The sequence below is a fragment of the Sphingomonas sp. KRR8 genome, assembly GCF_023559245.1.
Classification (GTDB): Bacteria; Pseudomonadota; Alphaproteobacteria; order Sphingomonadales; family Sphingomonadaceae; genus Sphingomicrobium.
In genome coordinates, this window is sequence record NZ_CP097462.1 from 1,179,836 (window position 1) to 1,194,384 (window position 14,549).

Below are 14,549 nucleotides of genomic sequence, written 5' to 3' on the forward strand. Positions count from 1 at the left end.
GTTGGCAATGCGTCGGCAGACCCGAGCAGGCGAAACGTCTGATTTGCGTGGAAAGCGGACATCAAGAATGTGATGCCCCGACGGCCCAGCTGTCGGCTGGAATACCACCGAAACCTGCTCAGACGAATCTGAAGCCGCCGCACCGCTTAGTTCTGTGAGTACTGCGGCATGATGAAGCTGACCGATGTAAATGAGGCCGCGGTCTGCTGGCAGTTGGAACCGAAAAAGAAAGCTAGGCGGGCTCGTGCAGCGTTATCGTAACAGCCTCTACCGGCAAGCACGCTGCACCCGCGATTAATTCTCTCGGGGTGGCTAACAGCGGACAAGTCTGTCGGGCTCGCGCGTAGTCGGTAGCTTCTTGGCAAAGTAAAGCCCTTGCGCGGCGAGTTTAACAAAGCCGTCCAAGTGTTGGACGGCCACTGAGCAACCGTCGGTATATCTGACTAATCCCTCGTCTATCCATCATGACCGGCGGTGGTGATTTCCTAAAGAGGCACAGCGTCGAGTTGAATTCGAATACCGACGCTTGGAAGCAACTCGCGATCAGGTACCTGCAACGAAATGGGCGGCCCCGAAGGACCGCCCACCGTTCATCCAACATTGGGACCCGTCGGATGGTTTATGCGAGAGCAGTGAGACGAGGTGACGCATGCCGGCCACGGCGCATGCTGAAGCCAACGCCGCCAAAGCCGATAAGCATGAGTGCCCAGGTAGCTGGTTCGGGTACCGCAGCCACGGTGCCCAGATTGTCGACCTCGAGCGAGTTGGCGCTGGACTGCAACGTAAGGCTGGTGATTGCATTGTCGCCGACGCTCGTGAACGTCAGCCGCCCATTGGTGCGGGGATCAGTCTGATTACCATCAGCGCTCGCAATGATATCCGAACCGGTGAAAATCTGGTTGGGACCATTCAGGAAGGTCAGGATGAATGTGTTGTAGGCATCCGCCGAACCGTAGTCCAAGCCGATGCTCGAAAGACCAGCACCGAAATCAAAGGTCGCCGTTCCGCCGCCGAGAACCGAGAGGTACGGGTCACCAGTCGGAGCAACAGCGGGGTCTGCGCCCTGTCCATTGCTCCCGCTTTGAACAACATAGCCGGAGCCTGACACGCCGCCATAGGTCGGCAGACCGCCGTCGAAAGTAGCAAAAACGCTTTCACCCGGCTGAACGCCCGCGCCGCCCGTGAAGGTAACAGTAGCTGCCGCGTTGGCAGTGGTTGCACCGGCCAAAGCCGCTGCGGCGAATGCTAGATGAGAAATGCGCATTGAAAGCCCCTCCGAGTTCTCCGCCTTCGTACCGGCAGTCTGACGGCAGGCGAGAGGGAAGCGGGGCAGTGTCCTATTTCGACACTGTCCAAACCTTCCGTTCCCGAGCGCTTTTCAAACCGACCGGAGGAACTCCCGAAAGCTTCTGGAATTAAGCCGAAGTGATCCTCTCAGCCCCAAGTCGGAGGGGATCACGTAAAGTCGGCCCGGCTCACTTCCCCCTGAAGAGCCGGGCCGCAATGCTTGGGCAGCGCGACGTGAAAATCGGCGGAGGGCTACGTTCCTCCTCCACTCAACGTTGCGGCTCATTGTTAGTCACGACGCGAACGAGCCGTCGTGGTGGACCCATCTGGGAAACGTTCACTGGTCGTCTGGCTTTGTGTCACGCACTGCAACCCCAGCACCGCTAAGTCGTTAAGCCGACAGATGAGTCACGTTTAGGAACCTGCAGGAACCCGAGCGACATGCACGCCTTTATCATCGAAGACGAGTATCTGATCGGCCAGTCACTGCGGGACATGCTGGAGCCCTTGGGCTTCACCACGTTCAGCTTTGCCCGCTCCGAGGACGCCGCCGTAATGGGGGCAGGAGCACAAACGATAGACTTGATTACGGCAGACGTCCGCCTGCTACCCGGCGATGGAGTAAGGGCGGTCGAGCAGATCTGCCAAGACCGCCACATCCCCGTCGTTTTTATCACCGGCTATGCGGACGAATTGCAAGATCGGGCTCCGAACGCGGTGGTCGTTCAAAAGCCGGTTAAACAGGAGCAACTGGCGGCCGCGGTGGGTAATGTCTTGAGGTCGCAAAACGCCTGAGAGTAGCCGCCGCTTGGGTGGAAAGCGGACATTCTTTGAAAGCCGAAGGGTCCGATCCTTGCGGCGTTCGTTGGCCTTGCATGACCATCGCCTTTGAGCGCCGGGGTACCGGCCGACCGCTTCTTCTCGTTCACGGTCTGGGCAGCAGCCGAGCTGCCTGGACTCCTATTCTGCCGTTGCTCCCTAACCGAGAGCTCATCTTGGTAGACTTACCCGGCCACGGTGCGACCCCTTCCGAAGCGGACTCGGGCACCTTCCAAGGCCTGGTGCGAAGCATGGAGCATTGGCTTGCGGCCGAGGGTCTCAGCAATGTCCCCATGGTTGGCAGTTCAATGGGCGCACGCCTCGTCTTAGAGATGCACCGGCGAGGCTTGTCCGGTCCGACTGTCGCCCTTGATCCGGGCGGCTTTTGGCAGGGGTGGGAAAGAACGCTCGTAAGTACCACGCTTACGGCTTCCGTTGCCTTGCTGCGTGCGCTCAAAGCGGCGCTTCCTGCACTATCCCGCAACGTGGTCAGCCGTAGTGCGCTGCTGGCTCAATTATCGGCGAGGCCTTGGACGCTTGATGGCAACTTCGTCGGTCATGAGCTTGCCAGCCTCGCCAACACGCGAACGGCAAACAGCCTCATCCACGACTTGGCGTATGGGCCGGCTCAGATGGGGTCAACCGAGTCCAATGCGGTGACAATCGGCTGGGGCCGACACGATCGCTTGTGCTTACCCAGGCAGGCCGGCAGAGCGCATGAGGTCTTCGCTGGATCACGCCTGATCTGGTTCGAACACAGCGGTCATTTTCCGATGTGGGATGAGCCTGCGAAGGCAGCCGCTTTGATTCTTGAGGCAGCCTGAGGTCGCGCGCGGCACTGCTGGCTGATGCCCAGTCAGCGTCAGTAAGGTGCGGGTAGCTTCGTAGCAGACGCTAGCCGAGTGTCCGCAATGGGTGGACGGCGGACGTTTGACCTTGCGGCGCATCGAAGAACATCGCGCTCCCGGGCCTACACGCCGCATTTACCATCCTCCTGAAGAGCCTGCTAATCGCGAATCGATAATGAGTTGCAATGCTGCACCGATCGATCGCCGTTCCCACTGCCAGCCGGGCCGAGGTGATTGCCGCCTTTAGCTACGCGCTCGATCTCACCGAGGGGCAGCCTGCCGGCCATTGCATCCGCGCGTGCTGGATCGGGATGCAGGTGGGCCGTCAGATCGGCCTGTCGTCGCAGGACCTCGGCGATCTTTACTACACTTTGCTCCTGAAAGACCTTGGCTGCAGCAGCAACGCGGCACGCATCTGCGAGCTCTACGAGGCGGACGATCGAGCCTTCAAGCAGGGCTACAAGACGGTTGGCACCAGCCTGGCGGCGACGCTCCACTTCGTGTTCCGCAAGACGGCGCAAGGGCGCCCGTTACGGCAGCGCGCGGCGGCCATCGGCAACATCCTGCGCAACGGGGACGCCATTGCTCAGGAGATGATCGTATCACGCTGTACGCGGGGTGCCGACATCGCGCGCACGTTGCGCTTTCCCGATGCGGTTTGCGACGGCATCTACCACCTCGACGAGCATTGGGATGCTTCGGGCCGGCCCGGCCGGCTGCGGGGGGACGCCATTCCACTATTCTCGCGAATTGCCCTGCTGGCGCAGGTCGTGGACGTTTTCCATGTCCATGCTGGTCCAGCCGCCGCCATCGACGAGGCGCGGCGCCGCAGTAGCGTGTGGTTCGACCCGGCCCTCGTGCAGGCGTTCGAAGCCGTCAGCGCGTCCACGATGTTCTGGTCGGCGCTTGCGTCGCCGACGATCGAGGCCCGAGTCGTCCGGATGGCGCCCCAAGAAAACGAAGTGCCACTGGATGACAACTACCTCGATGCGATTGCCGATGCTTTCGGCCAGGTCATCGACGCCAAGAGCCCGTTCACGGCCGGCCATTCGCATCGCGTTGGCCAGTTGAGCGAGCGCTTGGCCGGTGCTTTTGGCATGAGCCGGGAGCGCGCCCGTTGGCTTCGCCGCGCTGCCGTGCTTCACGATGTCGGCAAGTTAGGTGTGTCGAGCGCGATCCTGGAAAAGCCAGCCGGCCTGGACGAGCGCGAGTGGGTCGAAATGCGAAGCCACGCCGCTCACACGCGAGCGATCCTCGGACGTATCGGCGCACTGGCGGATCTTGCTGACGTCGCAGCCGCGCATCACGAGCGGCTCGACGGCACGGGTTACCCGCTTGCCATTTCGGGAGCCGCGATCAGCCGCGACACCCGTATCATCACCACATGCGACTTCTACGACGCGCTGGTCTCGGAACGGCCTTACCGAGCGGCGCTGTCGGTCGACGAAGCGATCGCTATCATGACTGAGGCAGTCGGAAGCGCCATCGACCCTGAATGCTTGAAAGCGCTCAAAACGAATATTCACTAGGCGGAATGTCCGCAATGGGTCGAAAGCGGACGTCAGTGACACTCGATGCGGTGTGCCTCAACCGGCTGGTTACTCTCATCCCAAAGGCTGAGGCTCATCGGCTGCCCGTATGAGATCGGAATCTTTGTGAGAGTGCCTTCGCGTTCCAGCGTCAGATGTGGATGCCGCGCCACGCGGATGGGACCATCCACGATCAAAACGTCTCGGTCTTTTTCGTGCGCCCCTTCAAAGCCGAATGTTCCGTTTGAGGTAAGTATCGTGCCGCCTAAAACCTTAAAAAGCCGCTGGCCTGAGACTTCGTAACAACCCTCCACTTGCGCCAGCTCACGGCTGCCCAACCTAAACCAACTCGCACCGAACGTCGTATAAATCGCCGCATACGCCCCCGCCGCACACACGAGCAGCCCCAATGCCAATCGGACTATTCTGGGGAGTGCCATTCAACCACCGTGACCGCTGTGCCTAAAGTCTGCAATGGGTCGAAAGCGGACGCCAATTAGAGGCACCCCGCTTCAGTAACGAACGCATCTGCCTTGTTGATGATGCCTCGATCAGCGGCCCAAGTGACGGTCACATCCTCGGCGCAAGGTGCTCCCCCGACCTTGAGAGTTGCCTCATGCGCTTGCCTGTTGGTCTTGAACGTTTCGGCTTGCAGCCATGCAAGGAGGCTCGCCTCAGAACTGCCGGCATGAAAGCGCTGCTTAAACGCTTTCGCAGTCGCGGATTGGCCCCACTCAGCTTCGCGCAGCAGCGTTGGCCGCTGGTCTGATGTTGCAACCGCGCTGGCAAAGAGAAGTGACTGCCAGTTGAAGACAAGAGCGCCAGCCAAAATCACGGTGATCACTATCAGCGCCTTCGTCCGGGTCAGCCGTGCCATGCTCTGAGAGTGACCGAATGGCCGAATGTCCGCAATGGGTCGAAGGCAGACATTAGCTATTTAGCTGAACGAACGTCCGCTCACGGGTGATCGCCGGGCCGGCCTGATTGTCGTGGAAGGGCGCTGAGGCGCCGCTCAGCACCACATGACGGAGTGTCGGCTTTCAGCCAGTGCTCACCCGATAGCAGCCATTCCGAATCCACCATAAGCAGACTTGGTGCGGGGCTAAACGCAAGATCCAACGACAGTCCGCCTTGAGGGCCCCCGGGAGCACTCTTCAGATACATCAGAGGCTTCAGCGGTGCTCGCGGGCAAAGAGGTCAAGTCAAATCGCTTGGAGGCCGTCCGCCCTTCTCTTACCGCATCCTGTTCATCAGCTCGCCCATCGGCATTACCTGATGGCTGAGGTGCGCCATGATCCACATCGAGCCGAGCAGCACCAGCCCGACGATCAGCACGCCAAACGCCAGCGCCAGCACGTTGTTGGTGTTGTCGGGTCCGGTAGTGATGTGAAGGAAGAACACCAGGTGCACGCCCATCTGTGCGATCGCCAGCGCGATCAGCGCGGCGGGGATGGCAGGCTGCCAGATCACCGTCGAGGTCAGCACCAGAAAGGACGCCGCCGTGAGGCCGCCGGCCAGCGCCAGCCCGATCAGATAGCCGGTCAGCCCGCCGCCCGGCTCGTGCTGGTTGATCTCCTCGTCGCCGGGCGCGAGGTCGTGGTCGTCGCGGCCCCGATGATCGTTGCTCGTTGCCTCGCTCATATGACCAGTCCCATCAGATAGACCATGGTGAAGATCGCCACCCAGATGATGTCGAGCGCGTGCCAGAACAGGTTGAAGCACAGCAGCCGGCGCTGGATGTCGGCCCGGAACCCCTTGGCCCAGATCTGCGCCATCATCGTTCCGAGCCACAGCAGCCCGGCGGACACGTGCAGCCCGTGGCAGCCGACCAGCGCGAAGAAGGACGACAGGAAGGCGCTGCGGTTCGGCCCCATGCCTTCGCGTACCATGCTGGCGAACTCGGCGAACTCGAGCGCGAGGAAGCCGAAGCCGAGCAGGCCGGTGACCAGCAGCGCGAGCTCCGTCCACAGGAGGTTCTTGCGTTGGGCGGCGAGGCTCCCGAGACCGGCCGTGAAGCTGGACAGAAGGAGCAGCGCCGTCTGCCACGCGACTCGCGCCGGATCAACGATGTCATGGATCGCGGGACCTCCGGCCGTCTGGTCGCGAAGCACCGCATAGGCCGCGAAGAAGCCGGAAAAGACCACGAAGTCGCTGAGCAGGAAAATCCAGAAACCGTAGCCAGTGATGATCCGCTTGGACGCCGGCCCTCCCTCACCATGGCCGGTGGCATGGTGGTGGCCGTGGCCATGCTCGTGGCCGTGGCCGAGCTGGTACGGATCGCGCGGGCGGGCGGCGGCAGGCGCGCTCATGCCAGGCCCTCCCGGCCCTGGTCCAGCCAGCGCTGCCGTTCCTCGCGCCGGATGCGGTCCTGCCGCTCGACCTCGTCGGCCGGAATCTCGAACTCGTCGTGGTCGCGCCAGGCGAACACTACGAAGGTCGCATAGGCACCGATCAGGCTCAGCACCACCAGCCACCAGATATGCCACACCAGCGCAAAACCGGTGAAGGTCGCGAAGAAGGCGCAGACCACGCCGGTCGGGCTGTTCCTGGGCATGTGGATCGGCTCGTAATCAGGCTTGGGGGTGAGCTGCTGCTGCTCGAACGCGCGCTCCTTGATCGTCCAATAGGCTTCCTCGCCCGAGACGTTCGGAAGCACCGCGAAGTTGAACACCGGTGGCGGCGAGGTGGTCGACCATTCCAGGCTGCGGCCGTCCCACGGGTCGCCGGTGCGGTCACGCAGCGCCTCGCGGTTGCGGATGGAGACGACCAGCTGGCCGACCTGCGCCGCGACGCCGGCCATCATGATGACGATTCCGAGCAGTGCCACGTACAGCCATGGCGACCAGGCCGGATTGTCCACGCTCTGCAGCCGGCGGGTCATGCCGTCGAGGCCAAGGATGTAGAGCGGCGTGAACACCACGACAAAGCCGGTGATCGACAGCCAGAACGCCCACTTCCCCCACCGCTCGTCCAGCGTGAAACCGAACGCCTTGGGGAACCAGAAGATCATCCCGGCGAAGGCGCCGAACAGCACGCCGGCGATGATCACATTGTGGAAGTGGGCGACCAGGAACATGCTGTTGTGAAGCTCGAAGTCGGCGGGCGGGACGGCCAGCAGCACGCCCGTCATGCCCCCGACGATCCAGGTCGTCATGAACCCCAGCGACCACAACATCGGCGTGGTGAAGCGGATCTTGCCGCCGTAGAGCGTGAACAGCCAGTTGAAGATCTTTACGCCGGTGCCGACCGCGATGATGCTGGTGGCGATGCCGAAGGCGGCGTTGACGTCCGCGCCGGCGCCCATGGTGAAGAAGTGGTGCAGCCACACCATGAAGCTGACGACGCAGATGAACAGCGTCGCCGCGACCATCGAGCGATAGCCGAACAGCGGCTTGCGGCTGAAGGTTGAGATGACTTCGGAGAACACTCCAAACGCCGGCAAGATCAGGATGTAGACCTCCGGGTGACCCCAGGCCCAGATCAGGTTCATGAACATCATGGCGTTGCCGCCACCGGTGTTCGTGAAGAAGTGGAAGCCGAGGTAGCGGTCGAGCGTCAGCATCGCCAGCGTGGCGGTCAGGATCGGAAAGGCCGCGACGATCAGCAGGTTGGACGCGAGGCTGGTCCAGCAGAACATCGGCATCCGCAGGTAGCTCATCCCCGGCGCCCGCATCTTGAGGATGGTGGTGACGAGGTTCACCCCCGCCATCAGTGTTCCAACGCCGGAAATCTGGATCGCCCACAAGTAATAATCGACGCCCACGCCCGGCGAGTAACCCGTTTCCGACAAGGGTGCGTAGGGAAGCCAGCCGGTCCGCGCGAACTCGCCCACCACCAGGCTGACATTGACCAGCAGCGCGCCCGCGGCGGTCAGCCAGAAGCTGACCGAGTTGAGCGTCGGGAAGGCCACGTCGCGGACGCCCAGCTGCAGCGGCACCACGAAGTTCATCAGCCCGATGATGAACGGCATCGCACCGAAGAAGATCATGATGGTGCCATGGGCGGAGAATAGCTGGTTGTAGTGCTCCGGCGGCAGGAAGCCCGGCGCATTCACCGCCATCGCCTGCTGGGTGCGCATCATAATGGCGTCAACGAAGCCGCGGATCAGCATCGCCAGCGCCAGCACCACATACATGACGCCGATGCGCTTGTGGTCGACGGACGTGATCCACTCGTCCCACAGGTAACGCCAGTGGCCCTTCCAGGTGATCCAGCCAAGCGTGCCAAGCAGCACCAGCCCGACCAGGCCGGCCGCCGCCAGGGGGATGGGCTGGTCGACCGGAATAGCCGCCCAGGTGAGCTTGCCCAGCATTTACTTGCCTCCGCTCGGCTTGACGTCCGGCCCGCCGCGCCCCTCCTGGGGGCCGGCCGACGGCGGCAATTGCTGACGCACGATCGCGTCGAAGATGTTCGGCTGAACCGCCCCGATGGTGAACGGCTTCACGCCCTGGCTCTGCTTGGCGAGGAGCGGATAGGTCCGCGCGTCCAGTACCCGTCCGCCCGCCCGCGCCTGCGCGGTCCAGGCGGCGAACTGCTGCGGCGGCATCGCTACGGCCTGGAAGCGCATGCGCGGGAATCCGTCCCCGCTGAAGTGGGCGGACAGGCCCGGGTAGCTGCCAACCTTGTCCGCTTGCAGCCAGAGCTGCGTCTCCATCCCGTTCATGGTGTAGATCTGGCTGCCAAGCCGAGGGATGAAGAAGGTGTTCATGACGCTGGCGGAGGTCAGCCGGAAGTGCACCGGAACGCCGGCCGGCAGGGGCAGCACGTTGACCGTGGCGATGCCCTGCTGCGGGTAGATGAACAGCCACTTCCAATCGAGCGCCACCACCTGCACTTCCAGCGGCGCGGTCTTGCCCGCGATCGGCTTGTGCGGATCAAGCTGGTGGCTCCCGATCCAGATCACGCCGCCGAGGAACATGATGGTCAGCAGCGGTATCGACCAGACCAGCAGCTCGATCCGGCCCGAGTAGACGAAGTCCGGCTTGTAGTCGGCCTTCGCGTTGCCCTCGCGGTACCACCAGGCGAAGGCTAGGGTGGCGATGATCGTCGGCACGATGATCACCAGCATGATCACGGTCGCGTTGACGAGAATGGTGCGATTGGCGCCCGCGATCGGGCCGGCCGGGTTCAGCACGCTCGCCGACGAACAACCACCAAGCAGGCTCATCAAGCCAAGCGGAGCGCCGAGTCGCTGGGCAAGGAACCTTGTGGTGCCCGGCCCGTCACCCATTGTTCGACAACCTCTGCGACATCGGCGCAGGAACGCGCGGGCGTCGGACTGGCTGCATGAATTCGCGGACATGCGGGACACGATACTCCTTGCCCCCCGCTTGGCCACTTAGGCGCTTGCGGCGCGCCAGGCGACCTGTCTCTTTGTCCAGTCGTAACCGCCCCCCGTTGCGCGCGCCGAAACGAACGGCTCTAACCGCCTCCTTGCCCAGTCCTCGCGGAGTCGTGCCCTCGTGAAGCTCAAGCTGCTGCTCACCGCCTCAATCGCCCTCGCCGCCACCGCCGCTCCGGCGCAGCTGCTCGCCCCGCCCAGCGGCGATATCCCGAAGAACTTCACGCCGCCGACGGACAATCGCGATTACATCAAGCGCGAAGTGATGATCCCGATGCGCGACGGGACCAAGCTCTACACCGTGATCGTCATCCCGAAGAATGCGGTCAACGCGCCGATCGTCCTGACCCGCACGCCTTATAACGCCAAGGGCCGGGCCAGCCGGATGGACAGCCCGTCCATGCTCTCGACCCTGCCGCTGGCCGACGAGATCTTCGTCAAGAACGGCTACATCCGAGTCTATCAGGACGTCCGCGGCAAGTACGGCTCAGAGGGCCAGTATGTCGTGACCCGCCCCGTCGTCGGCCCGCTCAACAACACCAAGGTTGACCACGTCACCGACGCCTACGACACGATCGACTGGCTGGTGAACAAGCGCAACCTTCCGCAGTCGAACGGCCGCGTCGGCATGATCGGCAGCTCCTACGAGGGCTTTACCGTGGTGATGGCGCTCCTCCACCCCCACCCCGCGCTCAAGGTCGCCGCGCCCGAAAGCCCGATGGTCGACGGCTGGATGGGTGACGACTGGTTCCATTACGGCGCCTTCCGCCTCGCCAACATCGGCTGGATCGGCAGCCAGACCGGCTACAAGGGCGCGGGCGACGCGCCGCCGAGCGGCGGCTACGACGATTACGAGAACTTCCGCGCCGTCGGCTCGGCCGGGGACTGGGCCAAGAAGTCGGGCTACGACCAGCTGCCGTTCTGGCAGCGGATGGTCGCGCACCCCGCCTATGACGAGTTCTGGCAGGGCCAGGCGCTCGACAAGATGCTCGCCGCCAATCCGTCCAACGTGCCCACCCTGTGGGAACAGGGGCTGTGGGATCAGGAAGACATGTACGGCGCGATCCACAGCTGGGAGGCGCTGAAAGCCGCCGGCAAGCTCGGCAACAACTATCTGGTGATGGGCCCCTGGCGGCACAGCCAGGTCAACCGGACCGGGACCAGCCTCGGGCCGCTGAATTGGAACGGCGACACCGCCGCCCAATTCCGTGAGGAGATGGTGCTGCCCCTGTTCAATCAATATCTGAAGGATGGCCCGCCGGCGAACCTGCCCCAGGCCGCCATCTACAACACGGGCGAGAACCATTGGGACAAGCTCAGCCAGTGGCCGCTGGCCTGCGAGCAGGGCTGCGCGGCGCCGCTCACCCCCATCTACCTGCGCGAAAGCGGCGGCCTCGGCTGGGACAAGGGCGCGGCCGGCGGCGACAGCTACGTGTCCGACCCCGACAAGCCCGTCCCGCACCTGCCGCGGCCGGTGAACTTCGACGACGGCCGCTGGGGCGACTGGCTGGTCAGTGACCAGCGCGGAGTCGACGGGCGCACGGACGTCATGACCTACACCAGCCCGGTGCTGACCTCGGCGGTGCGCGTCTCCGGCCCGCCGGTGGCCGACATCTATGCCAAGACGACCGGCACCGACGGCGACTTCGTCGTGAAGGTGATCGACGTCTATCCGGACGAAGTCGCGACCGAGACCAAGATGGGCGGCTATCAGCTTCCGATCAGCCTCGACATCTTCCGCGGCCGCTACCGCAACAGCTTCTCCAACCCGACCGCCATCCCGGCGGGCCAGGTTCAGCGCTACCGTTTCCGCCTGCCGACGGTGAACCACGTGTTCCAGCCCGGCCACCGGATCATGGTGCAGGTGCAGTCGAGCCTGTTCCCGCTCTACGACCGCAATCCGCAGACGTTCGTGCCGAACATCTTCCTGGCCAAGAAGAGCGACTATCGCGCCGCCACGGTGACGCTGGAGCGCGGCGGCGAGCAGGCCAGCGCCGTCTGGCTGCCGGTGGTGAAGACGCCCTGAGCCGGCGGTGACGACAGCCGCCGCCTCTCCGCGGCCGCACGCCGCGGCCTTCGTGCTGGTGACGATCCTGATCGATGCGATCGGCTTCGGGATCGTCATCCCGGTGCTGCCGCACCTGGTGATGGATGTCGGGCACGTCGGCATCGAGCAGGCGACGCGGATCGGCGGCTGGCTGGCGCTGACCTACGCCGCGGCGCAATTCCTGCTCGGCCCGACCATCGGCAACCTTGGCGACCGCTTCGGGCGACGGCGGATCATCCTCGGCTGCCTCGCCTGTCTCGGCATCGACTATGTGCTGATGGTGTTCGCCCAGACGCTGCCGCTGCTGTTCCTCGGCCGCCTGCTCGCCGGCATCTTCGGCTCAACCTACGGGCCGTGCCAGGCGGCGCTGGCCGACATCACCGAGCCAGAGGACCGCGCGCGGCTGTTCGGCTTTGTCGGCGCCGCCTTCGGGATCGGCTTCGTGGTCGGGCCGGCGCTCGGCGGCTTCCTTGGCGAGCTTGGCCCCCGCGCGCCCTTCGTGGCGGCGGCGGTGCTGGCCGGGATCAACTTCGTCTACGGCCTCACCGTCTTTCCAGAGACCCTGCGGCCGGAGCTGCGCCGCCCGTTCGACCCGCGACGGGCGAACCCTCTGGGTGCGCTCGGCGTGATCGCCCGCACCCCAGCGCTCAAGCCGATCGTCGCCTGCTACCTGCTGTGGCAGATCGCGAGCCTCGTTTATCCCAGCATCTGGGCCTACTACGGCGTCGCCGCGTTCAACTGGACCCCGGCCCTGGTCGGCGCCAGCCTCGCTTGCGTCGGCATCCTGATGGCCGTGGTCCAGAGCACCCTGACCGGCCGAATAGTCGGACGCTTCGGGGAGCGGCATACCGCGCAGATCGGGCTTTGCTCCGCGACGGTCGGTTTCATCGGCTACACCTTCGCGTCCTCGACATTGGTGGCCTTCGCCATCCTGCCGTTGATGGCCCTGCAGAGCCTCGTCCAGCCGAGCCTGTCCGCCATGCTCAGCCAGCGCGTACCCGCCAACGCACAGGGCGAGATCCAGGGCATCGGCGGAAGCATCATGTCGCTGGGCGCGGTGATCGCACCGTTGCTCTACAACCCGGCGCTGGCCCACTTCACCGCCGACGGTCGCCATTTCCCCGGCGCCCCCTTCGTCATCGCGGCCGGCTTCGCGCTCCTCACCTTTGGCGCGCTGACCCTCACCCCCAAGCGCCATGCCGTCGCGGCCTGACCTAAAGGCCGCCTGAACCGCTGCGGCCATCCGCTCGTTCACTCCTCAACCGATCGACGGAGACACGAAGATGGAAGACGCCCGCATCTGGGAGATGGAAGAGAAGCTCTGGCGCGGCGGCGACGAGGTTTACGACACGCTCGTGGACGAGAATGTCGTCATGGCCCTTCCCGCCGAACCCTTCATCTTCTCACGCGACGCCGCTCGGCAGGCCGTCAAGAACACCCCCGTCTGGGATCAGGTGAACTTTTCCGAGCAGAAGGTCTCTCGCCCCGAGGAGGGTCTGATCGTGATCGGCTATCAGGTCGAGGCGAAGCGCGGCGACGAAACCTATCGCTGCTATGCCAGCTCCACCATGATACGCCGGGGGCATGACGACTGGACCGTGGTCCAGCACAGCCAGGTCGTCCCACCCACGGCCATGGTCGACGCCTGACGGCCGAATATCCGGTCACGCCCGACGGCCGCTACTTCGTGGTGCGCGGCCGGCTGTGGCGCTGCAGCAACCCGGCGCTGAACGCGGAGCGCCGGGCCGTGCTGGTGAAGGAGTTGATGGTCGCCCGCCGCACCCGCGACCGCGCCGAGGTCGATCGCACCAAGCGCGCGCTCGGGGAGCGCGGCCCCGTGTGGTGGGACGACGGCGCACCAGACTGGAACCGGCATCTGGCGAAGAACACGCCTTACGCCGACTGGTATGCCAGCCTTCAGATCCCGCCCGGCACGGCCGGATAGCCGGCGCTCTCGAGGCTCGCGGCGAGCAGGTCGGCCGTCGCCTGCGCCAGCTCACCATCCTCTGAGCGGACGACGAAGTTGGCGCCCGTCCTGCCTTCGCGGAAGAAGGGGTAGCTGCCGATGCTGACGCCCGGATTGGCTCGCTCGGTTTCGCGCAGGAGGTCGGCGACTTCGCTCTCGGGCGCCATTGCGCCCACCGTTGCGCTGACTATCGGGCGTCCGCCCTCGATCTGGCCCGTCAGCCCGGCGAGCATGCCGGCGGTGATGTGCGGCACGCCCGCAAGGATGAAGATGTTCTGCCAGCGGATGCCCGGCGCGCCGCTCACCGGATTGGCGATCAGCTCCGCCCCCTCCGGCACCCGCGCCATCCGCAAGCGCGCGTCGGTCAGCCCGCCCCGGTTCGCATAATAATGTTCGAGGATCGCCCGGGCGTCCGGATGGACCACCACGCCCACGCCCAGTGCCGCCGCGATCGCATCCACCGTGATGTCGTCATGGGTCGGCCCAATGCCGCCGGTGGTGAACAGATAGTCGTTCTCGGCCCGTAGCGCCTGCACCGCCGCGACAATCTTCGCCTCCACGTCGGGCACCACCCGAACCTCGCTCAGCCGAATGCCCTGCACGTTCAGCCAGCTGGCGATCTGCGCCACATTCTTGTCCTGCGTCCGTCCCGAGAGGATCTCGTCCCCGATGATCAGCAGGGCGGCGGTCCAGGTGCGGCTGTCGGTCATCG

15 protein-coding genes are annotated in these 14,549 nt (G+C 64.4%); 7 read left to right on the top strand and 8 right to left on the bottom strand.

Features of this window, described 5'->3' with window-relative positions; genetic code table 11:
* Positions 1 to 619: 619 nt before the first annotated feature.
* Complete coding sequence (locus M8312_RS05930) at positions 620 to 1,264, bottom strand: PEPxxWA-CTERM sorting domain-containing protein (protein ID WP_250119451.1); 645 nt, start codon at positions 1,262 to 1,264, stop codon at positions 620 to 622.
* Positions 1,265 to 1,728: 464 nt separating this feature from the next.
* Between M8312_RS05930 and M8312_RS05935 the strand changes: the two genes are divergently transcribed.
* From M8312_RS05935 to M8312_RS05945, 3 genes are all read left to right on the top strand, one after another.
* On the top strand, positions 1,729 to 2,082 hold the full coding sequence (locus M8312_RS05935) for a response regulator (protein ID WP_250119452.1): 354 nt from the start codon (positions 1,729 to 1,731) through the stop codon (positions 2,080 to 2,082).
* Positions 2,083 to 2,162: 80 nt separating this feature from the next.
* On the top strand, positions 2,163 to 2,930 hold the full coding sequence (locus M8312_RS05940) for an alpha/beta fold hydrolase (protein ID WP_250119453.1): 768 nt from the start codon (positions 2,163 to 2,165) through the stop codon (positions 2,928 to 2,930).
* Positions 2,931 to 3,139: 209 nt separating this feature from the next.
* Entirely contained in the window at positions 3,140 to 4,483 is a 1,344-nt protein-coding gene (locus tag M8312_RS05945; protein ID WP_250119454.1) for an HD-GYP domain-containing protein, read from the top strand.
* Between the two features lie 32 nt (positions 4,484 to 4,515).
* Here the strand turns inward: M8312_RS05945 and M8312_RS05950 are convergent, their stop codons facing one another.
* The 6 genes from M8312_RS05950 to cyoA all read right to left on the bottom strand — a co-directional run bounded on the left by M8312_RS05950 (position 4,516) and on the right by cyoA (position 9,713).
* Positions 4,516 to 4,923: a hypothetical protein gene (locus tag M8312_RS05950; protein WP_250119455.1), complete on the bottom strand. Its 408-nt coding sequence runs from the start codon at positions 4,921 to 4,923 to the stop codon at positions 4,516 to 4,518.
* Positions 4,924 to 4,979: 56 nt separating this feature from the next.
* Positions 4,980 to 5,360: a hypothetical protein gene (locus M8312_RS05955; RefSeq protein WP_250119456.1), complete on the bottom strand. Its 381-nt coding sequence runs from the start codon at positions 5,358 to 5,360 to the stop codon at positions 4,980 to 4,982.
* A 356-nt stretch (positions 5,361 to 5,716) separates the two neighbouring features.
* Positions 5,717 to 6,124: a cytochrome o ubiquinol oxidase subunit IV gene (gene cyoD, locus M8312_RS05960; protein WP_250119457.1), complete on the bottom strand. Its 408-nt coding sequence runs from the start codon at positions 6,122 to 6,124 to the stop codon at positions 5,717 to 5,719.
* Positions 6,121 to 6,792, bottom strand: coding sequence for a cytochrome (ubi)quinol oxidase subunit III (locus M8312_RS05965; protein ID WP_250119458.1), 672 nt, complete (start codon positions 6,790 to 6,792; stop codon positions 6,121 to 6,123). The genes cyoD and M8312_RS05965 overlap by 4 nt, the downstream gene beginning before the upstream one ends.
* Positions 6,789 to 8,795: a cytochrome o ubiquinol oxidase subunit I gene (cyoB, locus tag M8312_RS05970; RefSeq protein WP_250119459.1), complete on the bottom strand. Its 2,007-nt coding sequence runs from the start codon at positions 8,793 to 8,795 to the stop codon at positions 6,789 to 6,791. The genes M8312_RS05965 and cyoB overlap by 4 nt, the downstream gene beginning before the upstream one ends.
* On the bottom strand, positions 8,796 to 9,713 hold the full coding sequence (cyoA, locus tag M8312_RS05975; RefSeq protein ID WP_284070206.1) for a ubiquinol oxidase subunit II: 918 nt from the start codon (positions 9,711 to 9,713) through the stop codon (positions 8,796 to 8,798).
* 232 nt (positions 9,714 to 9,945) lie between these two features.
* On the opposite strand from cyoA, the gene M8312_RS05980 reads away from it, so the two are divergent.
* From M8312_RS05980 to M8312_RS05995, 4 genes are all read left to right on the top strand, one after another.
* Entirely contained in the window at positions 9,946 to 11,850 is a 1,905-nt protein-coding gene (locus M8312_RS05980; protein ID WP_250119461.1) for a CocE/NonD family hydrolase, read from the top strand.
* 7 nt (positions 11,851 to 11,857) lie between these two features.
* Entirely contained in the window at positions 11,858 to 13,084 is a 1,227-nt protein-coding gene (locus M8312_RS05985) for an MFS transporter (RefSeq protein WP_250119462.1), read from the top strand.
* A 70-nt stretch (positions 13,085 to 13,154) separates the two neighbouring features.
* A complete protein-coding gene (locus tag M8312_RS05990) occupies positions 13,155 to 13,520 on the top strand; it encodes a DUF4440 domain-containing protein (protein WP_250119463.1) in 366 nt (121 codons plus the stop codon).
* 38 nt (positions 13,521 to 13,558) lie between these two features.
* A complete protein-coding gene (locus M8312_RS05995; RefSeq protein WP_250119464.1) occupies positions 13,559 to 13,816 on the top strand; it encodes a hypothetical protein in 258 nt (85 codons plus the stop codon).
* Here the strand turns inward: M8312_RS05995 and M8312_RS06000 are convergent.
* Positions 13,789 to 14,547: a competence/damage-inducible protein A gene (locus M8312_RS06000; protein ID WP_250119465.1), complete on the bottom strand. Its 759-nt coding sequence runs from the start codon at positions 14,545 to 14,547 to the stop codon at positions 13,789 to 13,791. The two genes, M8312_RS05995 and M8312_RS06000, sit on opposite strands and share 28 nt — an antisense overlap.
* Positions 14,548 to 14,549: the final 2 nt, after the last annotated feature.